We start from the raw sequence: 22,670 nt of genomic DNA on the forward strand, positions 1-22,670 counted from the left end.
CCGATCCATTCAAGGATGTCATTCATTCGGTGGACGGCATCCGCTCGCCGGTTCCTCACGGGGGCGAGTGGTGGCGCGATTACTCTCCGGCATGCCCGATCCCCCCACGAAGGAGCGGACATGTCCCCCAGCAGAACCGTGCTCGCGGCCGCCCTCACCGGCGTCCTCGGCACCGCCGCGCTGACGGCGCTCGCCCCGTCGAGCGGCTCGGCCGCGGCGGCGGCCGACCCGGTGCTGGTCGGCGCCGGCGACATCAGCAACTCCGGCAGCGGCGACACCGCGACCGCGGCGTTGCTCGACAACATCGCCGGCACGGTCTTCACCACCGGCGACAACGTGTACGACAGCGGTACCACCAGCGAGTTCAACACCTACTACAACCCGACCTGGGGGCGGCACAAGGCGCGCACCCGGCCGTCGCCCGGCAACCACGACTACAACACCGCCGGCGCGACGGGCTACTACGGCTACTTCGGCTCCGCCGCCGGCGACCCGTCCAAGGGGTACTACTCCTACGACATCGGCACCAACTGGCACGTCGTCGCGCTGAACTCCAACTGCGGGTCGATCAGCGGCGGCTGCGCCGCGGGCGGCGCGCAGGAGAAGTGGCTGCGGGCCGACCTCGCCGCCAACCCCAAGCCCTGCACGGTCGCCTACTGGCACCACCCGCGGTGGACCTCCGGCGCCAACCACGCCCCGAGCACCGAGGTGGGCCCGCTCGTGCAGGCCCTCTACGACTACAACGCCGACCTCATCATCACCGGCCACAACCACCAGTACGAGCGGTTCGCCCCGATGAACCCGAGCGGCACCGCCGACTCCGCCCGCGGCATCCGCGAGATCGTCGCCGGGATGGGCGGAGCGAGCCACTACTCCTTCGGCACCATCCAGCCCAACAGCCAGGCCCGCAACAGCGACACCTACGGCGTCCTGAAGCTGACGCTCCACCCCTCCGGCTACGACTGGCAGTTCGTCCCCCAGGCCGGAAAGACCTACGCCGACAGCGGCACCGCCGCCTGTCACTGACCGTCCGGGCCCGGCACGGCGACGTGCCGGGCCCGCCCAAGGAGCCGGCGTGTACCTTTCCACCCTCACCCGCCCCGCCCTCGGCCGCCGCGGCGGGCCCGTCGCGGCGAACGTGGTCGCCCTCGGCGCCGTCAGCCTCGTCACCGACGTCTCCGCCGAGATGGTCACCGCGATCCTGCCGCTCTACCTGGTGGTCGGCCTCCAGTTCAGCCCGGCCGCCTACGGGGCGATCGACGGCCTCTACACCGGGGCCACCGCGCTGCTCCGGCTGGCCGGCGGGTACGCCGCCGACCTGGCCGGCCGGCGCAAGCCCGTGGCGGCCCTCGGGTACGGCATGTCGGCGGCCGCCAAGCTCGGCCTGCTCGCCGCGGCCGGCTCCGCCGCCGGGATCGGGCTCGCCATCACCGCCGACCGCGCCGGCAAGGGCCTGCGCACCGCGCCCCGGGACGCGATGATCACCTTGAGCACCCCGCCCGAGCGGCTCGGCCGGGCCTTCGGCGTGCACCGGGCCATGGACGCCGCCGGGGCCTTCGCCGGGCCACTCGCCGCCCTCGCCGTCCTGGCCGCGGTGCCCGGCTCCTACGACTCGGTCATCATGGCGAGCTTCTGCGTCGCGCTGCTGGGGGTGGTGATCCTGCTGCTCTTCGTCCGCGACTCCCCCGGCCCGCGCCCGCCCCGCGAGGCGCTCCGCTGGCGGGCGCTGCTGGACGGACCCGGCGGGCGGCGGCTGGCGCCCGCGTCCTGCCTGCTCGGGCTCGCCACGATCGGCGACGGCTTCACCTACCTCCTGCTGCAGCAGCGCACGCACCTCGCGGTGGGCTGGTTTCCCTTGCTGGCGGTCGCCACCAGCGGCGTCTACCTTCTGCTCGCCGCGCCCCTGGGCGTCCTCGCCGACCGGATCGGGCGGCTGCCGGTGCTGCTGGGCGGCTACCTGACGCTGACCGCCACCTACCTGCTGCTCGGCGAGGCGCCGGGCGGGCTGTGGCTCGTCGTGGCCGTCACCGTCCTGCACGGGACGTTCTACGCCGCGACCGACGGCGGGCTGATGGCCCTCGCCGGCCCGCTGCTGCCGTCCGGGCTGAGGACCACCGGCATCGCACTGGTCCAGAGCGGGCAGGCCCTCGCCTACCTGCTGTCCTCGGTGCTGTTCGGAGTGGCCTGGCAGACCTGGGGGACCCGCCCCGCGCTGCTGGCCGCCGCCGTCACCAGCCTCGCCGCCCTCGCCGGGACCGCCGTGCTGCTCCGCCCCGCCAAGGAGGTGACGGCGTGAACCTGCGCTCCCGCATCGTCGTCCTGGCCGCCTCGATCGTCCTGCTCGCCGCCATGGCCGTCGCCTACACCGTCTTCCGCGGCGCGGAACCCACCCCCGCCGCGGGAGCCGCCACCGGGCGGCCGCTCCAACTGCTCACCAACGGCCGGCTCTCCTACACCTCCGGCACGGGGGCGCGGAAGGTGACCTCGGTGCAGTGCGACCGCGCCTACGCCGCCGCCGGGACCGTCGCGTGCCTGCGGCCGGTCGGGGCGCTGAGCGCGGGTGCGCTGGTCGTCATGGACAGCGGGCTCCACGAACGGCGGCGCGTCCCCCTCACCGGATTCCCCAACCGCCTGCGGGTGTCGGCCAGCGGGCGGATGGTCGCCTGGACGCTCTTCATCGACGGCCACACCTACGCCACCACCGGGTTCTCCACCCGGGCGGGCATCCTCGACACCCGCACCGGCCAGCTCGTCGACTCCCTGGAGGGCTTCACGGTCATCAAGGACGGCACGCCCTACCGGAACAAGGACGCCAACTTCTGGGGCATCACCTTCGCCGCCGACGACAACCGCTTCTACGCGACCCTGTCGACGGGCGGCCGGCGCTACCTCGTCCAGGGCGACCTGGCGGCCCGCACGGTCCGCACTCTGGCGCCCGGCGTCGAATGCCCCTCCCTGTCCCCGGACGGCAGGCGGCTGGCCTTCAAGTCCGCCGTCGGCGGCGACCCGAAGCGGGGCTGGCGCGTGTCCGTCCTCGACCTGGCCACCCTCCGGACCACCCCGCTCGCCGAGACCCGGAGCGTCGACGACCAGCCGGTCTGGCTGGACGGGCACACCATCGCCTACGCCCTCCAGTTGAGCGACGGCACCAACCAGACCTGGACCGTCCCCGCCGACGGGTCCGGAAAGCCGCGTCTTCTTCTCAGCAACGCGAACTCGGTCTCCCCGGCCCCTTGAAACGGCGAAACGCCTTCCGAAGAGGGGCTTCCTTATTCACCGGGAGAAGCCGAGCGTTCCCCGCAGACCCTGCAGTCCTCCCGCTCCGACCAGCTCACTTTCCCCACATCCTCCGGCTTAAGCGGGGCGTTCCCCAGATCGACGCGGACCGCCACGCGAAGCCGCCATATGGCATCGGCGTATTCATGGTAGGCCTCGTGGTATTCCGGGCTTCTGATGGACAGCCCTCGCAGCACCACCTGCTGAAAGGCCCTGGTCCTGCGGAAGGCGGCCTGGGCCGCCCGCGCCACTTCCGGACTCGCGACCACCAGCATGTTCTCGCGGGCCGGGAAGACTTTGGAGTCGTTCACGGCGTCCTGGGTCGCCTGCTCCAGATCGATATCTTCGCCGGTCAGCCGGGTGCACCGCCGGAGGTTGTTGTGTAGGGCGTCCAGGGCCCCGATGAACTCGAGGTACTTGGCCCTTTTCTCGGCCGTGTGATCGCGGACCCTCTGCTCTTTCTGCTTCCGCGTCTCCAGCATGAAAGTCCCGGAGAGAGCGATCGCCGCGCCCCCGAAAGTGCTCACAAGCGGCAGCCAGTCCATGCGCACATGCTGGCAGAGCAACCCGCCCGGATGCCATCAGACCAGACACCCGGCACGGCATGCCCGCCGGGCTCTACCGCCGCTTCAGGCCGGCGACCAGTGCCGCGAAGTCGCGTGGCGCGAGCATGAGATGCCCGCCGCCCGGGTTCTTGGAGTCGCGCACGCCGATAGCGCCCGGGAGAGTGGCCACTTCAACGCAGTCCCCACCCTGCGCGTTGCTGCGGCTCGCCTTACGCCACACCATCCGGGTCATGTCCGTCGCTCCCTCACGCTCTCCAGCAGGTTCGCGAGGGCAGCCCTGCTGAGGGTGAGCCTGGGGCCGTCCGGGTCGATGCTGTCCCGCAGGCCGGTTCCCTCGGGCAGGCGGGCCATTGCAACACATGCGCCGCCCGTGTCATTGGACCTGGAAGCCTTTCGCCACACGGTGCCGCTCATACCCATCACCGTCCAGATCCCTCAGGCCTTACGGATATGACCGCTTGACAGAATCCAGAAACGCGCGGAAGGACTCAGCGTGAAGAGTCAGACGCCCACCGTCCACGTCTTTGCTGTCGCGGATCGCGACCGCATCGAACAGGATCGCCACTTCAATGCAGTTTCCGCCCGTGTCGGTGCTATGCGATGATCTCCGCCACATGGCGCGAGTCAGGTCCACGTCGGTGCCTCCTACATCCAATTCTCAGCCACGACCTTCCGGATCAGGTCGATCGACATATCCACGGGCAGAGCGTGCGCTCGCAGGCTCGACAACGCTTCGGCCATCCGCGCGAGGTCCGCCTCATCGCTCATGGTCACGCCCCGTGCCACGGTCTCGGCGTAGCCTACTTGGCTTCGATCTTCCATCGTCGCCAGCGTAAACGACCCTGAGATTCCCGTATGGAAGCGCTGCGGCACGATCTGCACGATGAGCCGGTCGGAGACCGAGTCGACAAGGTGTTCGAGCTGCCCACGCATGACCTCATGGCCTCCGACATCGCGATAGAGGACGGACTTGTCGAGCAGGACGGCGACCTCGGGCGGCGGGGGTTCCTCGCGAGTCAGGATGCGCTGGCGGCGCATGCGTCCCTCGATCGCTTCTTCGTTCCCCTTCAGGATCGTCGCCGCATACGGACGGCTCTGCAGCAGACCGGTGACGACCCCCAACTCGAAAGCGTGGATGGAGACGGCGTCCTCCTCGATGCCCGGCCAGTCGAACCAGACCGGGTAACCGGCGTCTTCTACGAGGTCGTGCCATAGACCCACCAGTTCACCGTTTGCACCGAGCAGTTGGTCCATGCTCTGGGCGAACTTTTCGGTGCACTTGGTACGGCCGTTCTCGATCATGCCGATGTACTGCGGCTTGACGCCCGCTCCGTTGTACGCCCGCACGGCCAGGGCTTCTTGCGTCCAGTTGTTGGCTTCCCGGAAACGGCGGAGGCGCTTACCGAAGGCGATCAACGTCGGAGCGGTGCCGTTGCGGTTGCGTCGTGGACTCATGGGGACCTCTCACTCAACCGCACTCAAGTGATCTCAAGCACGGAGGGGGCCGACTGCACGAGTTGTACGCATGTCTCTTCTGCTTTGCTGTGGACGCTACGCCGTGGAGGGGAGCCTGTGCAGTAAGTCACAGACATTCCCCCGAGGTGATCAGATGTGCGAGCCGCGTGCCGTCGTGTTGAAGGCCCATCCCGAGTCGATCAAGAAGGCGCGCGACTTCGTCGTCGACGCCATCAGCCCGTGGGGCATCGACCCCGATGTCGCGGCGCTGGTCATCAGTGAGCTCGCGACCAACGCCATCGTGCATGCGGAAGGCGACACGATCATCGTGCGGGCGGCACGCAACGTGGACGCGTCCGTGAGTTTGGAGACGTGGGACAAGGATCCGCGGCGGGGGCCGGCGGTGCGGCGGGCCGATCTCGATGACACTGCGGGCCGGGGCCTGTTCCTCGTTGAGAGCCTGGTCCGCTCTTGGGGAGTGCGGCCGCTCGCCGACGACGCCGGAAAGGTCGTCTTCGCGATCCTCGACCCCGATTAGCCCGGTGCGGGCGCGCTTCCCCGTCGCGTCCGCACCGCCCGGCCCCCGCCGTCCGTCTTCCCCGTGGCGCGGCGGCGGGGGCCTTCCCCCAGGAAAGGGAGAAGGCCACCTCCAGAAGGGAGCGGCCTTGTTGACTGGTTCCTCAGAGACGACCTCAGTACAACGTGAAGTCTCAAGTCAGGACACTGGAGGCGCTGCTGCGCCAACCCCCGGCCACTCAGTACCACTTCCCCCGAAGCAAGCACTTGAAGATGCTCGCATCACCTAGACACCCACACCCACAGAACTAACGAAAAGCTCAGTAGCTGCGCTGGTCGCCGTCACGTGGAGGCGGGTTGCCGGATCCGGCGGACGGAGGGCGAGAGTGAAGGGCGCTGTGGGTGGATGGGCGGCGTGCGGATGCTGCGATTCGCGTGCTGCGATTCGTGCCAAAGAACGCGCCTACGCTATCGGACGCTATGCAGGTCCCGGCGGTCATTGCGGACCAGGGCATGCCGCTGGACTCGGGAAGGCCGTTCCTCGACGGTGTTCTCTCCGGGCATGTGTCCGCTAAAGACTCGCCGAGGGCGGTGAGGGTTGGGGGCGGGGTGCTTGGGTGGCCGCTTGTTGCACCTTGGCGCTCGGACTTGCCTGGCTGGCCGATGGTTGCCGTCGCGGCCATGGTGCGCGTTGGTTCCGCGACGCATTGCGAAGAGAAGGAAAAGCCAGCCTGCGGCGCGGTGGCTGGGCTGGGCGGGTTGGGCTTCGCTTTTGTGAGGCTGCGGGTTTTGCGAGCTGGACATCTGGTGGCTGTGCGGCTGTGGCTGGTGGTTGGGCGGAAGTGGCCGCTGTCGAATGCGCATACTGCGGTTTTTGGCTGGTGACCCTTAAGACTCAGCGAGGGCGGTAAGGGTTGGGGGCGAGGTGCGTGGGTGGCCGCTTGCTGCACCTTGGCGCTCGGACTTGCCTGGCTGGCCGGTGGCTAGGCGGTGCGGTCATATTGCGCATTGGCGACACGACGCATTGCGAAGATATGGAAAAGCCAGCCTGCGGCGCGCTGGCCGGGTTGGGTGGGTTGGGCTTCGCTTTTGGGGAGCTTCGAGGCTTGCGCGCTGCGCGGCTGCGGCGGGTGGTTGGCGGGAGTGGTCGGAGTAGTCGCTGCCGAGTGCGCATACTGCGGTTTTTGGCCGGTGACCCCTAAGGCTCAGCGAGGGTGGTGAGGGTTGGGGGCGGGGTGCTTGGGGGCCGCTTGTTGCACCTTGGCGCTCGGGCTTGCCTGGCTGGCCGGTGGTTGGCCGTCGCGTTCATGGTGCGCATTGGTTCCGCGACGCATTGCGAAGAGAGGGAAAAGATAGCCTGCGGCGCGGTGGCTGGGCTTGGTGGGTCGAGTTCCGCTTTTCGTCGGGAAGCGGGGCGGGTTCGCTGGGTGCATGGTCGATGTGTCTGGCCGCATTGGATAAAGCCGACAAATTGCCGATGGTAAAGAATGGTTTCGCGGGTGGCGGTTGATTGTGGACGATCTTCGCTGGATTTAGAATAGCGGGGAGGCTGAAAGGGGGTGGGCGGGAATGGCTTCTCTGGCCGAGGTCAAGGCTTTTCGCGGTGAGGAGCGGGAGTGGGAAGACCGTTCCTGGTTCCCGCCCGGACCGCAGCTGGCGGTGTGCCTGTCGGGCGATAAGAACCGGCTGGCCGACCTGAGCGATGCGGAGTTGTGTGAGCGGATGGCCGCGGCGCGGCGCCAGGCCTCCTGGGCCCAGGCGCAGGAACTGGCGGCGATCGCCGAGCTCGCCGCCCGCCGCCACGCCCAGGACGAGCACCGCGATCCCGACTACCGAGTCCTGTCGGCGCGCGAATCGCTAATGGAGGAGGTGTCGGTCGCGCTGGCGGTGACCGGGAACGCCGCGGCGACGCTGGTGCACCTGGCCGAACGCCTGGCGCATCAGCTTCCCGAGACGCGGGAGGCGTTGCAGGCCGGGCGGATCGACATGGCCAAGGCCCGCGCCATCAGCGACGCCACCGACCACCTGCCCGACCAGCTCTGCACCCGCATCGAAGACACCGTCCTTGATGGAGCTGAGGAGCGCACGACGGGTCAGTTGCGCGGCCGCATCAAGCGCCTGGTGCGGCGGTTGGCGCCTGCTGAGCTGGCCGAGCAGACCCGGCGGACGGTCAAGGGGCGGCGGTTGGAGTTGTGGGAGAGCGGGCACGGCGCCGCCGGCCTCGCTCTGGTCGACATTCCCGCCGATGACGCGGCCGCGGTGCACAACAAGCTCACTGCTGTCGCGCACGGGCTCAAGCAGGACGGCGACGCCCGGCTGATCGACCAGATCCGCGCCGACCTGGCCCTGCAACTCCTGCGCGGCGTCCCCCTCCCCGAAGCCGTCCACGCTCCTCCGGTGGAAGCGGAGAACCCGCCCTCGACGCCTGCCGTCCCAGACACGCCCGAAGGCGACGGCGACTCGATCGCCGAGATGATCGGCCACGCCGCACAGCGCAGGCTGGAGGAGCTGCGCGCTCATGTGGAGTTCCACGGGCGGCTGGCCGACCTGCCCCGCCTGGCGGCACGGGCCGTCCAGGACCTGCACGAGCGCCTGGCCCCGCTACGCGACACCGCCTGCGACCACGGCAAGCCCGGCTACCGGCCACCCGCCGCGCTGCGCCGCCAGATCGAAGCCCGCCACGCCACGTGCGTCTTCCCCACCTGCAACCGGCGCTCCGAACACTGCGACATCGACCACACCACCCCCTATGGCGCACACGGCGCGCAGGGAACAACCTGCGGATGCAACCTCGCCCCGCTGTGCCGACGCCACCACCGGACCAAGCAGACAACCCGGACCAACGAGACGGCCGGCTGGCGCCTGTTCCAGCCCTGGCCCGGCGTCCTGATCTGGATCACCCCCGCCGGAACCTGGCACATCACCCTCCCCAGCAGGCAGTGACCCCAGCCGGATGCAGGACACCGGATGCAGGCCAACCGCCCCGGCCGGATAGGAGCGACCCGAGGGAACGCGGCCACCTGTCCGGACCCGGTGAGATCACCTCACCGAATCCAGACTTTCGGTGAGGTGATCAGATGTGCGAGCCGTGTGCGGTCGGGTTGCAGGTCCATCCTGAGCCGATCGAGAGGCACGCGACTTCGTCGTTGACGCCATCAGCCCATGGGGCATCGATCCGGGGCTTGCGGCGCCGGTCATCAGTGAACTCGCCACGAATGCCGTCGTGCATGCGGAGGGCGACACGATCATCGCGCGGGCGGCGCGCAATGAGGACGCGTCCGGCAGTCTCGAGGCCTGGGACAAGGGTCCTCAGCGGGGGCGGGGGGCCGCGGCCGATCTTCATGCGACGCGACGAGGCGAAGGCTCTTCCGGGTTGAGAGCCTGGCTCAGGCCCTGGGGATACGGCCGTTGGGAAGGGTGCCGGGAAGGCCGTCTCCGCGATCCTCGAACCCGGTCAGCCGGGAAAGCAACAAGGCCGCTTCCTGGTGGAAGCGGCCTTGTGCGGTGGCTCCCGCGAGTGGACTCGAACCACTAACCTGCCGGTTAACAGCCGGCTGCTCTGCCGATTGAGCTACGCGGGATCGTGCCTGCTCCCGGGGGCTTCTTCCGTCCCCGGCAGCACGATTAGATTAGCGCATCCGGGGACCGGTTCGCGCACACATAACCGTCCGGGGTGGATGAGGCCGCCGATCGTGGGTAGGCCGGTGGCATCCAGTCCACACCCTGGGGGTTTGAGAGATGAAGATCCGCTTTCCGTTCGCCATCGGGGCGGCCGTCGGCTACGTCCTCGGGACCAAGGCCGGCCGGGAGAGGTACGAGCAGATCATGCGCGCCTCCCGCCGGGTGACCGAGAACCCGAACGTGCAGGAGGCCGCCGGCGTGCTGCGCACCAAGGGCGGCGAGGTCGCCGGTGTCGCCAAGGAGAAGGCCGGCACGATCGCGGGCACGGCGCGCGAGAAGATGCCGAGCCAGCTCGGCGACAAGGTGCCCGGCCTCGGCAAGAGCGACACGGTCACCCCGCCGAAGGAGTACCAGGACCCGCGTCAGGAGACCGGGCACATCCACTAGGTGCCAGGCGGCGGCGGTACGGCCGCTGCCGCCTGCCCCGGTCATGAAGGGGCCGGGGTGAGGTTCCGGGCCTTCTCGCGCAGGCCGTCCAGGACGGCCTTCAGCAGCGGGTGGCCCTGGCCGCCGCGCCTGATCGCGGTGAACACCGGACGCGTCGGGGTGTCCCCCAGCACCGGGCGCACGACGGCCCTGGTGCGCCCCGACAGCGCCGAGCGGGGTACCAGGGCGACGCCCGCCCCTACTTCGACCAGTGCGCACACGGCGCGGAAGTCGTCCGACACGCATTCCACCCGCGGCTGGAAGCCGGCGTTCTCGCATGCCCGCAGCACCACGTCCCGCACCGGGTTGCCCGGCCACGGCGTGATCCACGCGGCCGTGGCGAGCGCCTCCAGTTCGACGCCGTCCGCCTCGCGCAGGGGGTGGTCCGGGGGCAGCACCGCGTCGAACGGCTCGGTGTACAGCGGCTGCCGGAGCAGGACGTCCTCGCCGTAGGCCAGGGTGTCGCGGTTGGCGACCGCCACCGCCACGTCGACCTCGCCGTCCAGCAGCAGCCGCAGCGCGGCCCGCCCTTCGGCGTCCTTGACCTTGATCCGTACGCGGGGCGGCGAACCGGCCACCAGCGGTGCCACGACCTCGGTGATCGCCGTGGAGAACGCCGCGATCGTCACCTCGCCCGCCGCGCCCGCCGACACCGCCGCCAGGTCGGCCTCGGCGCGCTCCAGCTGGATCGCGATCTGCGCCGCGTGCCCGGCCAGCACGGCGCCGGTCGCCGTCAGCCGCACCGCCCGGCCGTGCCGTTCCAGCAGGGCGTGCCCGACCTCGGCCTCCAGCGCCGCGAGCTGCTGCGACACCGCCGACGGCGACAGGTACAGCGCCTTGGCGGCAGCCGTGACCGTGCCGTGGTCGGCGAGCGCGCGCAGCACGCGGAGCCTGCGTGGATCGATCATGGCGCTGCTTTTAAGGTCGGCTTCACAAGCACCTGTGGATAATAGCGATGGACTTCACAGTCGCGGGCTCGGCACAGTGTGGGCCATGAGAGCTTTGGCCAAGACGGGCCCCGCGCCCGGCCTCGAGCTGGTCGACGTGCCGGTGCCCCGGGCCGATGGCGACCGGGTGCTGATCCGGGTGCTGCGCACCGGCGTGTGCGGCACCGACCTGCACATCGACGCCTGGGACGACTGGGCCGCGCGCACCGTCCGCGCGCCGCTGGTCCTCGGGCACGAGTTCGTCGGGGAAGTCGCCGCCGTCGGCCCCGACGTCACCCGGACCGCGGTCGGCGACATCGTCAGCGGCGAGGGCCACCTGGTCTGCGGCACCTGCCGCAACTGCATGGCCGGGCGCCGCCACCTGTGCATCCGCACCGTCGGCCTCGGCGTGCACACCGACGGCGCGTTCGCCGAGTACGTCGCGCTGCCCGAGTCGAACGTGTGGGTGCACCGCCACGAGATCGACCTCGACGTCGCGGCGATCTTCGACCCGTTCGGCAACGCCGTGCACACCGCCCTGTCGTTCCCGGTGCTGAACGAGGACGTCCTGATCACCGGCGCGGGCCCGATCGGCATGATGGCCGCCGCGATCGCCGCCCACGCCGGCGCCCGCCACGTCGTGGTCACCGACGTCAGCGAGCCGCGGCTGGAGCTGGCCCGCAAGCTCGGCGCCACCGTCGCGCTGAACGTGGCCGAGACGAGGATCGGCGACGTGCTGCCCGGGCTCGGCATGACCGAGGGCTTCGACGTCGGTATGGAGATGTCGGGGCGCGCGGACGCCCTCCAGGACATGATCGCCACGATGAGCCCCGGCGGCCGGATCGCCATCCTCGGCCTGCCCACCGGCGACGTCCCGGTGGACATGTCCACGGTCGTCACCCGCATGCTCACCCTGCGCGGCATCTACGGCCGCGAGATGTACGAGACCTGGTACGCCATGTCGGTCCTGCTGCAGGGCGGCCTGGACATCAGCCCGGTGATCACCCACCGGTTCGGGTACCGGCAGCACGCCGAGGCCTTCGCCACCGCCCGGTCGGGGCGGTGCGGCAAGGTCGTCATCGACTGGACCCGCGAGACCCTCTAGGAGCCCCCGTGTACGACACCCTGCGCGACGACCTGCGCGGCCGGCTGGCCGAGATCCGCGAGGCCGGCCTGTACAAGTCCGAGCGCGTCCTCACCACCCCGCAGTCGGCGGCCGTCGGCGTCGCCTCGGGCCGGGTGGTGAACTTCTGCGCCAACAACTACCTGGACCTGGCCGACCACCCCGACGTCGTCGTCGCCGCCAAGAAGGCGCTGGAGGAGTGGGGTTTCGGCATGGCGTCGGTCCGCTTCATCTGCGGCACCCAGGCGCCGCACAAGGAGCTGGAGGCGAGGCTCAGCGCGTTCCTCGGCACCGACGACACGATCTTGTACAGCTCCTGCTTCGACGCCAACGGGGGCGTCTTCGAGACCCTGCTCACCGACGCCGACGCGGTCGTCTCCGACGAGCTCAACCACGCCAGCATCATCGACGGCATCCGGCTGTCCAAGGCGGCCCGGTACCGCTACCGCAACCGCGACATGGCCGACCTGGAGCGCTGCCTGCGGGAGGCCTCGGGCGCCCGCCACAAGCTGATCGTCACCGACGGCGTCTTCTCCATGGACGGCTACATCGCCCCGCTGGACGAGATCTGCGACCTGGCCGACCGGTACGGGGCCCTGGTGATGGTCGACGACTCCCACGCCGTCGGGTTCACCGGCCCCACCGGCCGCGGCACCCCCGAGCTGTTCGGCGTCGCCGACCGCGTCGACGTCCTCACCGGCACGCTCGGCAAGGCGCTCGGCGGCGCCAGCGGCGGGTACGTGTCGGGGCGCGCCGAGATCGTGGAGATCCTGCGGCAGCGCTCGCGGCCCTACCTGTTCTCCAACTCGCTGGCCCCGGCCATCGTCGGCGCGTCCCTGTGCGTGCTGGACCTGCTGGACGCCTCCGGCGACCGCCGCGAGCGGCTGGCGGCCAACACCGCGCTGTTCCGCTCGGAGATGACGGCGGCGGGCTTCGACGTCCTGCCGGGCGAGCACCCCATCGTCCCGGTCATGGTCGGCGACGCCGCCGAGGCCGCCCGGATGGCCGCCGCGCTGCTGGAGCGCGGCATCTACGTGATCGCGTTCTCCTACCCCGTCGTGCCCAAGGGCAGGGCGCGCATCCGCGTCCAGCTCTCCGCCGCGCATTCCACCGAGGACGTCGTCCGGGCCGTGGCGGCGTTCCGCGAGGTCCGCGACGCCTAGAGGCCCGTCTGGCGGCGCAGGTCCTCCAGGATCTGCTCCGCCTGGGCGCGCAGGCCCGGGTCGGACGGGTCCGCGCCGTGCTCGAAGACGAACGTCCAGTGCACCTCGCCCCCGGCGGCGGGGCGGCGGCCGGCGACCCGGACCGTCCCGCCGCCGGGCAGCCGGGCCTGGTGCGTCACCGCCACGGTGGAGGTGACGCGCTCGCGCACCGTCTCGGGGACCGAGCCGGGCTCGGTGAGCCGGACGTGGTGCTCGGGGCCGCCGGAGGTCTCGTGGACGTGCAGCCAGCCGTCCTTCCACGACGCCTGGTCGATCCGCTCCCACGGGACGCGGGTGAAGCCGCCTTCCGGCGTCGGCAGGTGCAGCGCGAGCGAGGTGGCGATCACGTGGGAGCCGCCGCGGGTCGGGGCGTGCGCGAGCGTGCGCTCGCCCCGCTCCAGGTCGAGTGCGGCGCGGACGGGGGCGGGCGGCCGGGCGGCCCGGGACAGACGCATGCGCCCACGGTAGGCGATCAGGCGGCGCGCGGCTCGCGCCGGGCGGCGAGCAGGTCCAGGACGAGCGCCGCCGACCAGCTGTAGTCGTGGCTGCCGCGGCCCGTCCCGTCGAAGGGGTCGAAGTACTCGCGGAACCCCGACTGGCGCACCAGCCGCAGCGTGGAGCCGTACAGCAGGTCGGCGACGACGGTGAGCCCGTGGGCGAGCGATCCGTGCCAGATCAGCCAGTTGGTGTTGACCCAGGTCGGGCCGCGCCAGTAGCCGCTCCGGTCGAACGCCGGCGCCTGGATGTCGCAGGTCGGCACCGGGTATCCGGCGGCGCCGGCGAAGCGGGCCGACAGGAGCAGGTCGACGAGGTTGCGCACGATCGGGACGGGCAGCTCGGGGTCCAGCAGCGGGCCGAAGGTGGCCAGGGTGACCACCGGGATCGGCCGGCCGGCGCGCAGGTCGCGGGCGCGGAAGCAGCCGGTCTCGCCGTCCCAGAGCCGGGCGAGCAGGGCGTCGTGCACGCGGGCGGCGCGCTCGCGGTGCGGGACCGGGTCGGCCCCGATGATCTCGGCGATCTCGGCGAGCGCGTGCGCGGCGGCCACGCAGGTGGCGTTGACCAGGGGGTCCTGCACCGCGAAGGGGTGCTCGTCGCGCAGATAGCCGGGGGCGTAGCCGGCCTCGCGCAGCAGGGTGACCAGCCACACGTAGCGGTCGTAGTCCTCGCCGGTCGGCAGGGCGCGGGGCAGGCGGGCGGGCGCGTAGGCGCGCGGGGGCAGCTCCAGCGCGCCGAGCGGGCGGTCCCACGCCGGGCTGTTGTCCAGCCCCGACTCCCACGGGTGGCAGATCGCGACCAGGCCGCTGCCGTCCAGGTCCCGGGCGCACGCCAGGTAGCGCTGCTGGGCCGCCAGGAGCGGGTAGAGGCGGGTCAGGAAGGCGCGGCTGGCCTCGGCGTCGGGCGCGCACTCGTGCAGGCGCAGCGCGGCGACCGCGTGCAGCGGCGGGTGGACGATGCCCGAGGTGCGCACGGCGTTCGGCGCGCCGGCCTGGCGGTCGCTGTGCCACAGCTCGGGCCCGGGGAAGTAGGCGTGCCGGGCCAGGTCGCCGTTGAAGACGATGTGCGGCACCAGGCCGTCGGACCACTGCCCGGCGAACAGGGACGCCAGCTCGCGTTCGGCGCGGTCGCGGCGGTGCCGGGCCAGGCCCATGGCGACGAAGGCCGAGTCCCAGCTCCACTGGTGCGGGTACAGGCCGGGCGACGGCACGGTGGCCGTCCCGGTCCAGTTGGCGTCCAGCACTCTGGCCGCGGCCTGCCAGAGCGCGGACTCGTCGCCGGTGAGACGGGCACTCATGAGCACAGCGTGGACCTCCGGCCGCCTCCTTGCCACCCCTCGGCCGCCGCGATTGTGACTTCGGTCAGGCCCGCGCGCGCTCCAGCAGCCAGCCGGTGATCTCCTGGCCGGCCAGGATGCCGGACGCGGCGGTGACCGCGGTGCCGGGCGCGGCCCAGCCGGTGGCGTGCAGTTCGCCGTGCGCGGGCCGGACGGACACGTCGGCGAACTCCAGCAGCTCGATGTCCAGCAGCGAGTCGCCGGCGGCCAGGACGCGCCCGGCGCCGGCGCGGCGGGCGACCTCGGCCGCGGCGGCGGCCTTGGTCAGCCCGTCCGGCAGGCAGTAGATCTTGCGGCCCTGCAGCGAGGTGCGCCAGCCGCGCTCGGCGCACCAGCCGGTCAGCTCCTCGAACCAGCCCGCCGGGACGGCGGCGCGGTCCACCACGTTGTAGGCGAACAGGTCCGCCGCGGTCCGCCGCTTCAGCACGAACCCGTCGCCGGTCCCGGCCAGGTACGCCTGGACCTCGGCGAGCGGCGCGCCCTTGTCGGCGATCGCGGCCCGCACCGAGGCGGCCCAGTCGGGGTCGTCGACACCGTCGACCAGCAGGTGGCCGCCGTTGGCGCAGATCGCGTAGGCGGGCGGCTTGTCCAGCAGGTGGACGCGCCGGTACTGCTCGATCGTCCGGGTCGTCGTGGGGACGAACGTGGCGGCCTCGGCCAGCCGCTGCAGGCCGCGCGCGGCGGTCTCGGTGACGTACGACAGCGGCGCGCCCTGGTAGAACTCCACGCACAGCACCCGGGGCATGTCCTCGTCGGGCCCGCGCAGGTCCATCGAGGTCGCGGAGTAGATGAGGGTGCGGTCGAGGTCGGAGCAGATCAGGGTGGTCACTGGACGGCTCCCTGGCCGAAGCGGGGGTGGATGAGGCCGACGCAGGCGTAGGGGATCGCGTCCGGGGCGACCTCCAGCACCGGGACGCCGCGCTCGGCGGCCAGCAGCCGGATGTGGTCGAGGCCCGCCCCCGCGTCCGCGCGCGCGAGGACCTTCCAGGGGACGCGGCGCAGCAGCACCCGGGTGGTCTCCCCCACGCCCGGCTTGATCAGGTTGAGGTCGTCCACGCCGTGCTCCTCGCCGACCCGGCGGACCGCCTCCCAGCCCGACCAGTCGGGTGTGCGGTCGGCGGCCAGCAGGGCGGGGGCGTCCTTGGCGACGCGTTCGGCGACGTCGCCGAAGCGCGCGCAGACGGCGTCCAGGAACAGCCCGGACACGTCGTCGGCGGCCAGTTCGGCGTAGAACTTGGCGCCGTGGAAGTCACCGGGACCGATCAGCTCGTCGTTCAGCACGGTCCGGCTGACCAGCCCCGACACCGTGGAGTTCAGGCAGGCCGACGGGATGAGGAAGTCGTCGCGGGTGCCGTACAGCGGGGCGCAGCGGCCGGGATCGGCCAGTACCGCCAGGTCGGGCGCGAAGGGGGTGCCGGCCAGGGCGGCGGCCAGCTCGCGGCTGATGGCGCCCTTGCCCGTCCAGCCGTCGACGAACATCACCTGGGCCGGGTCGTGGTGCGCGGCCAGGTAGTCCAGCGCGACGGTGTCGATGCCGCGCCCCCGGACGATGCTGACGGCGTAGTGCGGCAGGTCCAGGCCGTGCGCGAACCGGGCCCAGCGCCGCACCAGCACCCCGACCGGCGTGCCCGCGCGCGCCAGGGACGCCAGCACGGCGTCCGGCCCGCGCGCGTCCAGGATCAGCTCGGTGACGAGGCCGACCGCGTAGGCGAGCCGCTCCGCCGACTCCGCCAGCGCCTCGTGGAACAGGCGCTGGTAGGCCGGGCCGGGCTGGTACTCGACCGGCAGCGACTCGGCGTAGTGGGCGCGGCCCGCCTGGATGGCGGCCTCGCGCTCCTCGGTCGGCGCCTCCAGCCGCGCGCCGGACAGGTCCTTCAGCAGCCACGCCACGTCCGCGGCGGGGTAGCTGCCGAACGCGGGGCCGTACAGGGGCCTCACGGGCCCTCCTTGGGGATGGTGGCGAGCAGGACGGGCGCGAGCCCGGCGAGCCGGGGCAGCAGGCCGGTGGCGAGCTCCTCGGTGTCGCCCGCCTCGTCGACGACCAGCACGATCGCGTCGTATCCGGCGTCGACGTTGTAGGCGTAGCGCTCCCCCGGCCCGTCGGCGGGGTCGTCGTGGGCGGGGAACACCAGCCGGGTGCGGATCGCGTAGCCGGGGTCGTCGACGGCCAGCACCGGCGAGCGCGTCGTGGTGGAGTAGCGGACCGCGACGCCCGGCAGCGCGTCGGCGAGCGCCTCGGCGACGCGCAGCGGCGCGTACATCAGCTCCTCGAAGCCGAGCACCAGCACCCGGGCCGTCTCCGGCGTGAGCGCGGCGGCGAGGCGCAGCGCCATCCGCGGCAGCTCGGCCTCCAGGCGCCGCCGGTCGTCCCGGACGAACCCGTGCCGCCCGCCGTCCGGCACGCCCGCGGGCCAGCCGAGGTCGACGCGGGAGGTGGCGAACACCCCGGCGGGCACCGGCTCGGGCGTGCGGGCGGTCAGCTCCTCCACCAGGGCCCGGCCGGCGTCCAGCACGCCCATCGGCAGCTCCACCCGGCCGGTGGCGAGGCAGACCGCGTCGATCCGCACGTCCAGCTCGGCGGCCAGGTCGCGCATCCGCGCCCGGTCGACCTCGTTGCGCAGGTCCACCAGGGCGGCCAGGACGTAGCGGGTGCGGGGCCGGACGGCGTGCAGGGCCCGGATGGTGTTGAGGACGGTGCGGCCGGTGGACAGCTCGTCGTCGACCAGCACCACCGGGACGTCGCGGTCCAGCGCCGCCGGGTCGGCGGGCAGCAGCAGGTGGCTGGTGGCGTGGCTGTGCTCCTCCTCGAACCCGCCGTAGGCGGCGAAGCCGGGGACGGGCCGCCGGGTGGAGTGCAGGTAGTAGGCGCCGCCGAGCGCGTCGGCGACCGAGTGGCCGAGCGCGGTGGCGGTCTCGGCGTAGCCGAGGACGATCGCGTCGACGCCGCCCTTCGGCTCGCGCAGCCGGTCGCGCAGCGCGCGCGGGGCGCCGCGGGTGCCGCGCAGCGCGTTGGCCAGGAACGGCAGGTACTGCTCGCCGCCCGCCTCGCGGCCGCGCAGCCGCAGCCGGACCAGCTCGCCGAGCAGCAGCCCGGACCCGTACACCAGGCGCGGGTCGGTCGGGACGTGCTTGCCGAGGACGCTGGACACCAGCAGGTGGGCGCGGCGCGGGTTGCGGCGCACCGCGAGGCCGACCAGGTCGGCCAGGCCGTCGCCGGTGACCCGGACGCCGAGCCGCGACGTCACCCACTCCCCCGGCCACACCCGGCCCTGGCCGTTGTGCCAGGGGTTCGGCTGCCCCTGGCTCACCGGCTCCCCGCCGCTTCGAGCAGTTCCACGAAGGTGACGTCCTCGGCGGCCACGCCGAACACCCGGGCGCGCAGCATCAGCCGCTCGGCCCAGGCGCGGTGCGGCTTGGCCTCGTTCATCTTGTTGGCGTAGGCGCTGGCCATCGCGCCGCCGCCCGCCACGTCCAGGATGTCGCAGGCGTCGGAATACTCCTCGTGCGTCACCACCGACAGGGCGTGCACCGCCGACACGTGCGTCGGGTGGATCACCGTCTTGCCGGTCAGCCCGTTGGCCTTGTCCAGGTGCACCTCGCGGATCAGCCCGTCCAGGTCGGTGCCGATGATCCGCTGGCGCAGCGGCGCGGCGTGCTGGGCCTCGAACGGGGTCTGCCGCAGCTGCGGCTTGAAGATCCGCTCACCGGCCGAGAAGTACTCCCAGACCGGCCCGGTGACCACGAAGCCGCTGCCGTCGGCGCGGCCGAGCACGTTGACCACGTCGGAGATCGCGCCGGCGACCGGGCCGATGTCGTAGATGGTGAGGTCGGGCGGGCGGCGCAGCCCGTAGGCCGCCGACAGGTCGGTGGCGCCGAGCCGGACGGCCAGCACCCGCTCGCGGTGCTTGTCCAGCAGCGCGGCGACCTCGCCCAGCAGCGCGGCGCGGGTCTCGGCGTACACCGCCTCGCGGCTCTCGATCACCGGCATGGCGTACAGCCGCAGCCCGGTGCGCTCGGCCGCCGCGGCGATCGCGTCCAGGAACGGGCCGCCGGACGCGGCGGTGAACTTGGGCAGCACGAACCCGCTGAGCAGCGCGGCGGCGTCGCCGAGCCGGTCCACCAGGTCGCCGATCTGCCCGGCGGCGCGGACCCGCACGAACAGCAGCGGGGCGGGGCCGCCGCGCGCGTGCAGCAGCCGCAGCTGCGCCACCGCGTTGGCCTCGGCCGCGGTCAGCTCGGCGTCGGCGATCGCGTCCTCCAGGCAGACGACCAGGCTGGTCACCCCGCGCCGGGCGGCCTTGGCGATGTCGCCGGCCAGGTCGGGGCGGGTCGCCGGGCTGTAGAGCGTGGCGCCGAGGGCGACGGCGAGGACGGCCGGGTCGTCGTGCCGGTCGAAGCCGCGGGGGTGCCGGAAGAACAGGTGCTTGCGCAGCGCGGTATCGATGTGATCAAAGTGCCGCATGCACGAATTTCCCCCCGCTGTTCCGTCCTGCTCATGATATGCCGCCCCTGACGCCCATTCGCGCAACAATCCGCCGCCCCGCGTGATCGCCCTCCGAACACCCCAAAAGCAATGACCCCGGGCTAAGCCGGGGTCATCGCGACTCACCTGACGCTCACAGGTGCTGCTTCACCTCGGGCAGCAGGTCCTGGAAGGTGCGGCCGTTGGCGGTCGCGCCGACCGCCGTCATCGACCAGCCCGCGCCGTCGCGCCCCACCTTCGCCATGATCTGGGCGTTGTGCCCGCCCGAGCCGCTCAGCTCGTAGCGGGCCAGCTCCTGCCCGGTGGCCTCGTCGACCAGCCGGCAGAACGCGTTGGCGATCTGGGAGAAGTCCTGCCCGGTGAAGGAGTTGACGGTGAACACCAGCTGGGTGACGTTCGCCGGGACCGCGGTCAGGTCGACGTTGATCACCTCGTCGTCGCCCTCGCCCGCGCCCGTCAGGTTGTCGCCGGTGTGCAGCACCGACCCGTCCTTGCTGCGCAGCTGGCGGAACCACACCGAGTCGGCGAGGTTGCCGCTCGCGTCGAACAGCAGGCAGGACGCGTCCAGGTCGATGTTCTGCGTCTTGCCCTTGCCGAACAGGCCCTTCTTGGCGACCGCGTCCCAGCCGAGGCCCATCCGGACCTTGGTCAGGGTGCCGCCGCCGGGCTTGGCCAGCGAGACCTTCTGCCCCTTCTGCAGGGAGATCGACATGTGTTCCGGCTCCTTTGCCGTGTCCGCGGGGTCAGACCCCGGTCGAGTGCAACTGCTTGTCTCCGCCGGACACCGCGTCCGCCCCGCCGCCCCGGTTGCGCAGCACCGAGCTGGCGAACGCCGCGATGATCAGGCCCGCGCCGGTCCCGCCGGTCAGCCACTCGGGCACGTGGTGGCCGACGCTGACCAGCATGCAGACCGCCAGCGCGCCGATCGCCCAGTGCGCGCCGTGCTCCAGGTAGACGTACTCGTGCAGGGTGCCCTTGCGGACCAGGAAGACGGTGAGGGACCGGATGTACATCGCGCCGATGCCGAGGCCGAGCGCGATGATGATCGGGTCGGTGCTGATCGCGAAGGCGCCGATGACGCCGTCGAAGGAGAACGAGGCGTCCAGCACCTCCAGGTAGAGGAACAGGAAGAAGCCGGCCTTGCCGGTGGCCAGCGCGAGCGCGCTCGGGCCGCCGGTCCGCGCGGCCTCCCCGGCGCCCTCCCCGTCCCCGTCCTCGTCGTCCTCGTCGTCGTCGCCGGCCTCGGCGAACAGCTCGCCGAGCCCGTTGACCAGGATGTAGGTCACCATGCCGAGCACACCGGAGATCATGACCTGGCCGGTGTTCTCGGCCCACAGCCAGGAGACCAGCGCCAGCGAGCCGCCCGCCACGACCACCGACAGCTGGTCCAGCTTGCCGATGCGGGCGAGCGGCTTCTCCAGCCACGGCAGCCACTTGTCGGCGCGCTCCTCGAACACGAAGTCCAGGAACAGCATCATCAGGAACACGCCGCCGAACGCCGCGATCATCGGGTACGCGTCGTCCATGATGTGCCGGTAGCGCTCATGGTCGTTCAGCGCCAGGTCGAACGCCTGGACCGGGCCGAGGTCGGCGGTCAGCCCCACGATGACCAGCGGGAACAGCAGCCGCATGCCGAACACCGCGATCGCGATGCCCACGGTGAGGAAGATCTTCTGCCAGAACGGGCTCATCCGGTCCAGCACCTTGGCGTTCACCACGGCGTTGTCGAACGACAGCGAGATCTCAAGGACGGCGAGCACGGCGACGAGCGCCAGGCCGGTGCCGTTGCCGTAGACGAACGCGGCCAGCAGGCCGACGGCGGTGACCGCGAAGGACCACCCGAAGGTGCGAAGAATCATGTGGGTTTCTCTGTTCGGGGCGGGGCGCCGGCCGGTGGCCGGCGATCAGCCGACGTTGACGCCGAAGTCCATGGCGATGCCGGCGAGGCCGGAGGCGTAGCCCTGGCCGACGGCGCGGAACTTCCACTCCCCGCCGTGCCGGTACAGCTCGCCGAAGACCATCGCCGTCTCGGTGGAGGCGTCCTCGGTCAGGTCGAACCGGGCCAGCTCGTTGTTGTCGGCCCGGTTGACGATGCGGATGAAGGCGTTGCGGACCTGGCCGAAGTTCTGGCCGCGCTTGTCGGCGTCGTAGATCGACACCGGGAAGACGATCCGCTCGCACTGGGGCGGCACGCCGGTCAGGTCGACGTTGATGGACTCGTCGTCGCCCTCGCCCTCGCCGGTGAGGTTGTCGCCGGTGTGCTCGACCGAGCCCTCGGGGCTCTTGAGGTTGTTGAAGAACACGAAGTGCTGGTCCGACATGACCTTGCCGTCGGCGCCGAGCAGCAGCGCCGAGGCGTCGAGGTCGAAATCGGCCCCCGTGGTCGCCCGCACGTCCCAGCCGAGGCCGACGGTGACCGCGGTGAGGTTGGGGGCGGCCTTGCTCAGCGAGACGTTCCCGCCCTTGGCGAGCGATACTCCCATGTTCGACAACTCCCTGTGTGAGTCACTGGTGGTGAATGCGGGGTGCTGGTGCTGCTGTGGTGCCGGTACCGCTGGGTCAGAGGTTGACGCCGAAGTCCATGGCGATTCCGGCCAGACCGGAGGCGTACCCCTGTCCGACCGCGCGGAACTTCCATTCGGTGCCGTTCCGGTAGAGCTCGCCGAACACCATGGCGGTCTCGGTGGAGGCGTCCTCCGACAGGTCGTAGCGCGCCATCTCGGCGCCGTCGCCCTGGTTGACCACCCGGATGTAGGCATTGCGGACCTGGCCGAAGTTCTGCCCGCGGCTGTCGGCGTCGTAGATCGACACCGCGAACGCCACCCGCTCGGCCAGGTCGGGCAGCGCGCCGAAGTTGACCTTGATCTGCTCGTCGTCGCCCTCGCCCGCGCCGGTCTTGTTGTCGCCGGTGTGCTCGACGCCGCCGTCGGGGGTGCGCAGGTTGTTGAAGAAGACGAAGTGCTGGTCGGTGACGATCTTGCCGCTCGCGTCCAGCACCAGCGCCGAGGCGTCCAGGTCGAAGTCGGTGCCGGTGGTGGTGCGCAGGTCCCAGCCGAGGCCGACGGTGACCGCGCTGAGCCCCGGCGCCTGCTTGGTGAGGGAGACGTTGCCGCCCTTGCTCAGGCTGACGCCCACTGTGCCTCCAAGATCGCATGTCTGAACGGGCGCCGGACCCGGCGCCCCAC

At 71.6% G+C, this 22,670-nt stretch carries 24 protein-coding genes and 1 tRNA gene; 8 read left to right on the top strand and 17 right to left on the bottom strand.

Going from position 1 to position 22,670, the window contains the following annotated elements; translation table 11 throughout:
• The first annotated feature begins 120 nt into the window (after nt 1-120).
• Genes ACRB68_RS03280 through ACRB68_RS03290 form a run of 3 tightly spaced genes read left to right on the top strand, consistent with a single transcriptional unit; the run spans nt 121 to nt 3,237 of the window.
• A complete protein-coding gene (locus ACRB68_RS03280; protein WP_207709559.1) occupies nt 121-1,026 on the top strand; it encodes a metallophosphoesterase family protein in 906 nt (301 codons plus the stop codon).
• 49 nt (nt 1,027-1,075) lie between these two features.
• Nucleotides 1,076-2,296: an MFS transporter gene (locus ACRB68_RS42355; RefSeq protein WP_207709560.1), complete on the top strand. Its 1,221-nt coding sequence runs from the start codon at nt 1,076-1,078 to the stop codon at nt 2,294-2,296.
• Nucleotides 2,293-3,237 (top strand): TolB-like translocation protein, encoded by a 945-nt coding sequence (locus tag ACRB68_RS03290; protein ID WP_207709561.1) that lies wholly within the window; start codon nt 2,293-2,295, stop codon nt 3,235-3,237. Before ACRB68_RS42355 ends, ACRB68_RS03290 begins: the two co-directional genes overlap by 4 nt.
• Before the next feature lie 32 nt (nt 3,238-3,269).
• Here ACRB68_RS03290 and ACRB68_RS03295 read toward each other — a convergent pair whose 3' ends face one another.
• The 5 genes from ACRB68_RS03295 to ACRB68_RS03315 form a co-directional block, all read right to left on the bottom strand.
• The gene (locus ACRB68_RS03295) at nt 3,270-3,821 is read right to left on the bottom strand and encodes a hypothetical protein (protein ID WP_153530761.1); all 552 of its coding nucleotides are present in this window, start codon (nt 3,819-3,821) and stop codon (nt 3,270-3,272) included.
• Nucleotides 3,822-3,894: 73 nt separating this feature from the next.
• Nucleotides 3,895-4,074 (bottom strand): DUF397 domain-containing protein, encoded by a 180-nt coding sequence (locus tag ACRB68_RS03300; protein ID WP_153530762.1) that lies wholly within the window; start codon nt 4,072-4,074, stop codon nt 3,895-3,897.
• Nucleotides 4,071-4,262: a DUF397 domain-containing protein gene (locus ACRB68_RS40920; protein WP_153532233.1), complete on the bottom strand. Its 192-nt coding sequence runs from the start codon at nt 4,260-4,262 to the stop codon at nt 4,071-4,073. The genes ACRB68_RS03300 and ACRB68_RS40920 overlap by 4 nt, the downstream gene beginning before the upstream one ends.
• 22 nt (nt 4,263-4,284) lie before the next feature.
• A complete protein-coding gene (locus ACRB68_RS03310; RefSeq protein WP_153532234.1) occupies nt 4,285-4,458 on the bottom strand; it encodes a DUF397 domain-containing protein in 174 nt (57 codons plus the stop codon).
• 29 nt (nt 4,459-4,487) lie between these two features.
• Nucleotides 4,488-5,297 (bottom strand): helix-turn-helix domain-containing protein, encoded by an 810-nt coding sequence (locus ACRB68_RS03315; RefSeq protein ID WP_153530763.1) that lies wholly within the window; start codon nt 5,295-5,297, stop codon nt 4,488-4,490.
• A 154-nt stretch (nt 5,298-5,451) separates the two neighbouring features.
• Here ACRB68_RS03315 and ACRB68_RS03320 point away from each other — a divergent pair, with 154 nt between their 5' ends.
• Together ACRB68_RS03320 and ACRB68_RS03325 are read left to right on the top strand one after the other, a co-directional pair.
• Nucleotides 5,452-5,835 carry an ATP-binding protein gene (locus tag ACRB68_RS03320; RefSeq protein WP_194293177.1) on the top strand — a complete coding sequence of 128 codons (384 nt, stop codon included), beginning with the start codon at nt 5,452-5,454 and terminating at the stop codon, nt 5,833-5,835.
• Nucleotides 5,836-7,382: 1,547 nt separating this feature from the next.
• Complete coding sequence (locus tag ACRB68_RS03325; RefSeq protein WP_153530765.1) at nt 7,383-8,756, top strand: HNH endonuclease signature motif containing protein; 1,374 nt, start codon at nt 7,383-7,385, stop codon at nt 8,754-8,756.
• Nucleotides 8,757-9,318: 562 nt separating this feature from the next.
• Here the strand turns inward: ACRB68_RS03325 and ACRB68_RS03330 are convergent.
• A tRNA-Asn gene (locus tag ACRB68_RS03330) sits at nt 9,319-9,394 on the bottom strand.
• 157 nt (nt 9,395-9,551) lie between these two features.
• Between ACRB68_RS03330 and ACRB68_RS03335 the strand changes: the two genes are divergently transcribed.
• Nucleotides 9,552-9,881, top strand: coding sequence for a YtxH domain-containing protein (locus ACRB68_RS03335; RefSeq protein WP_194293178.1), 330 nt, complete (start codon nt 9,552-9,554; stop codon nt 9,879-9,881).
• Between the two features lie 41 nt (nt 9,882-9,922).
• On the opposite strand, the gene ACRB68_RS03340 is transcribed toward ACRB68_RS03335, so the two are convergent.
• Nucleotides 9,923-10,828, bottom strand: coding sequence for a LysR family transcriptional regulator (locus tag ACRB68_RS03340; protein ID WP_153530766.1), 906 nt, complete (start codon nt 10,826-10,828; stop codon nt 9,923-9,925).
• 85 nt (nt 10,829-10,913) lie between these two features.
• Between ACRB68_RS03340 and tdh the strand changes: the two genes are divergently transcribed.
• Both tdh and ACRB68_RS03350 read left to right on the top strand, forming a co-directional pair.
• Nucleotides 10,914-11,951, top strand: a complete 1,038-nt coding sequence (gene tdh, locus ACRB68_RS03345; RefSeq protein WP_153530767.1) for an L-threonine 3-dehydrogenase — start codon at nt 10,914-10,916, stop codon at nt 11,949-11,951.
• A gap of 8 nt (nt 11,952-11,959) precedes the next feature.
• Nucleotides 11,960-13,132 carry a glycine C-acetyltransferase gene (locus tag ACRB68_RS03350; RefSeq protein WP_328593692.1) on the top strand — a complete coding sequence of 391 codons (1,173 nt, stop codon included), beginning with the start codon at nt 11,960-11,962 and terminating at the stop codon, nt 13,130-13,132.
• Here ACRB68_RS03350 and ACRB68_RS03355 read toward each other — a convergent pair.
• The 10 genes from ACRB68_RS03355 to ACRB68_RS03395 all read right to left on the bottom strand — a co-directional run bounded on the left by ACRB68_RS03355 (nt 13,129) and on the right by ACRB68_RS03395 (nt 22,620).
• Nucleotides 13,129-13,626, bottom strand: coding sequence for a hypothetical protein (locus ACRB68_RS03355; protein WP_153530768.1), 498 nt, complete (start codon nt 13,624-13,626; stop codon nt 13,129-13,131). The genes ACRB68_RS03350 and ACRB68_RS03355 overlap by 4 nt on opposite strands.
• 17 nt (nt 13,627-13,643) lie before the next feature.
• A complete protein-coding gene (locus ACRB68_RS03360) occupies nt 13,644-14,963 on the bottom strand; it encodes an MGH1-like glycoside hydrolase domain-containing protein (protein ID WP_153530769.1) in 1,320 nt (439 codons plus the stop codon).
• A 64-nt stretch (nt 14,964-15,027) separates the two neighbouring features.
• On the bottom strand, nt 15,028-15,831 hold the full coding sequence (locus tag ACRB68_RS03365; protein ID WP_328593693.1) for an HAD family hydrolase: 804 nt from the start codon (nt 15,829-15,831) through the stop codon (nt 15,028-15,030).
• Complete coding sequence (locus ACRB68_RS40050; protein ID WP_328593694.1) at nt 15,828-16,940, bottom strand: cysteine protease StiP family protein; 1,113 nt, start codon at nt 16,938-16,940, stop codon at nt 15,828-15,830. The genes ACRB68_RS03365 and ACRB68_RS40050 overlap by 4 nt, the downstream gene beginning before the upstream one ends.
• Nucleotides 16,937-18,310, bottom strand: a complete 1,374-nt coding sequence (locus ACRB68_RS40055) for a phosphoribosyltransferase family protein (protein ID WP_328593695.1) — start codon at nt 18,308-18,310, stop codon at nt 16,937-16,939. Before ACRB68_RS40055 ends, ACRB68_RS40050 begins: the two co-directional genes overlap by 4 nt.
• Nucleotides 18,307-19,464, bottom strand: coding sequence for an HpcH/HpaI aldolase/citrate lyase family protein (locus ACRB68_RS03375; protein ID WP_153530771.1), 1,158 nt, complete (start codon nt 19,462-19,464; stop codon nt 18,307-18,309). The genes ACRB68_RS40055 and ACRB68_RS03375 overlap by 4 nt, the downstream gene beginning before the upstream one ends.
• Before the next feature lie 154 nt (nt 19,465-19,618).
• Nucleotides 19,619-20,197, bottom strand: coding sequence for a TerD family protein (locus ACRB68_RS03380; RefSeq protein ID WP_153530772.1), 579 nt, complete (start codon nt 20,195-20,197; stop codon nt 19,619-19,621).
• A 31-nt stretch (nt 20,198-20,228) separates the two neighbouring features.
• Nucleotides 20,229-21,344, bottom strand: coding sequence for a DUF475 domain-containing protein (locus ACRB68_RS03385; RefSeq protein WP_153530773.1), 1,116 nt, complete (start codon nt 21,342-21,344; stop codon nt 20,229-20,231).
• A gap of 45 nt (nt 21,345-21,389) precedes the next feature.
• The gene (locus ACRB68_RS03390) at nt 21,390-21,968 is read right to left on the bottom strand and encodes a TerD family protein (protein ID WP_153530774.1); all 579 of its coding nucleotides are present in this window, start codon (nt 21,966-21,968) and stop codon (nt 21,390-21,392) included.
• 76 nt (nt 21,969-22,044) lie between these two features.
• On the bottom strand, nt 22,045-22,620 hold the full coding sequence (locus tag ACRB68_RS03395; protein WP_328593696.1) for a TerD family protein: 576 nt from the start codon (nt 22,618-22,620) through the stop codon (nt 22,045-22,047).
• Nucleotides 22,621-22,670 lie beyond the last annotated feature (50 nt).

It is taken from the genome of Actinomadura macrotermitis, from assembly GCF_009604375.1.
In the GTDB taxonomy this organism is placed as follows: Bacteria; Actinomycetota; Actinomycetes; order Streptosporangiales; family Streptosporangiaceae; genus Spirillospora; species Spirillospora macrotermitis.

Excerpts from the sequence above, each read along its gene's own strand:
- ACRB68_RS03300 (WP_153530762.1), bottom strand. The coding sequence starts at position 4,074 with ATGACCCGGATGGTGTGGCGTAAGGCGAGCCGCAGCAACGCGCAGGGT.
- ACRB68_RS03390 (WP_153530774.1), bottom strand. The coding sequence starts at position 21,968 with ATGGGAGTATCGCTCGCCAAGGGCGGGAACGTCTCGCTGAGCAAGGCC.
- ACRB68_RS03310 (WP_153532234.1), bottom strand. The coding sequence starts at position 4,458 with ATGTGGCGGAGATCATCGCATAGCACCGACACGGGCGGAAACTGCATT.
- ACRB68_RS03325 (WP_153530765.1), top strand. The coding sequence starts at position 7,383 with ATGGCTTCTCTGGCCGAGGTCAAGGCTTTTCGCGGTGAGGAGCGGGAG.
- ACRB68_RS40920 (WP_153532233.1), bottom strand. The coding sequence starts at position 4,262 with ATGGGTATGAGCGGCACCGTGTGGCGAAAGGCTTCCAGGTCCAATGAC.
- ACRB68_RS03375 (WP_153530771.1), bottom strand. The coding sequence starts at position 19,464 with ATGCGGCACTTTGATCACATCGATACCGCGCTGCGCAAGCACCTGTTC.
- ACRB68_RS03360 (WP_153530769.1), bottom strand. The coding sequence starts at position 14,963 with ATGAGTGCCCGTCTCACCGGCGACGAGTCCGCGCTCTGGCAGGCCGCG.
- ACRB68_RS03280 (WP_207709559.1), top strand. The coding sequence starts at position 121 with ATGTCCCCCAGCAGAACCGTGCTCGCGGCCGCCCTCACCGGCGTCCTC.
- ACRB68_RS03355 (WP_153530768.1), bottom strand. The coding sequence starts at position 13,626 with ATGCGTCTGTCCCGGGCCGCCCGGCCGCCCGCCCCCGTCCGCGCCGCA.
- ACRB68_RS03380 (WP_153530772.1), bottom strand. The coding sequence starts at position 20,197 with ATGTCGATCTCCCTGCAGAAGGGGCAGAAGGTCTCGCTGGCCAAGCCC.
- ACRB68_RS03335 (WP_194293178.1), top strand. The coding sequence starts at position 9,552 with ATGAAGATCCGCTTTCCGTTCGCCATCGGGGCGGCCGTCGGCTACGTC.
- ACRB68_RS03295 (WP_153530761.1), bottom strand. The coding sequence starts at position 3,821 with ATGGACTGGCTGCCGCTTGTGAGCACTTTCGGGGGCGCGGCGATCGCT.
- ACRB68_RS03340 (WP_153530766.1), bottom strand. The coding sequence starts at position 10,828 with ATGATCGATCCACGCAGGCTCCGCGTGCTGCGCGCGCTCGCCGACCAC.
- ACRB68_RS03315 (WP_153530763.1), bottom strand. The coding sequence starts at position 5,297 with ATGAGTCCACGACGCAACCGCAACGGCACCGCTCCGACGTTGATCGCC.
- ACRB68_RS03320 (WP_194293177.1), top strand. The coding sequence starts at position 5,452 with ATGTGCGAGCCGCGTGCCGTCGTGTTGAAGGCCCATCCCGAGTCGATC.
- tdh (WP_153530767.1), top strand. The coding sequence starts at position 10,914 with ATGAGAGCTTTGGCCAAGACGGGCCCCGCGCCCGGCCTCGAGCTGGTC.
- ACRB68_RS03385 (WP_153530773.1), bottom strand. The coding sequence starts at position 21,344 with ATGATTCTTCGCACCTTCGGGTGGTCCTTCGCGGTCACCGCCGTCGGC.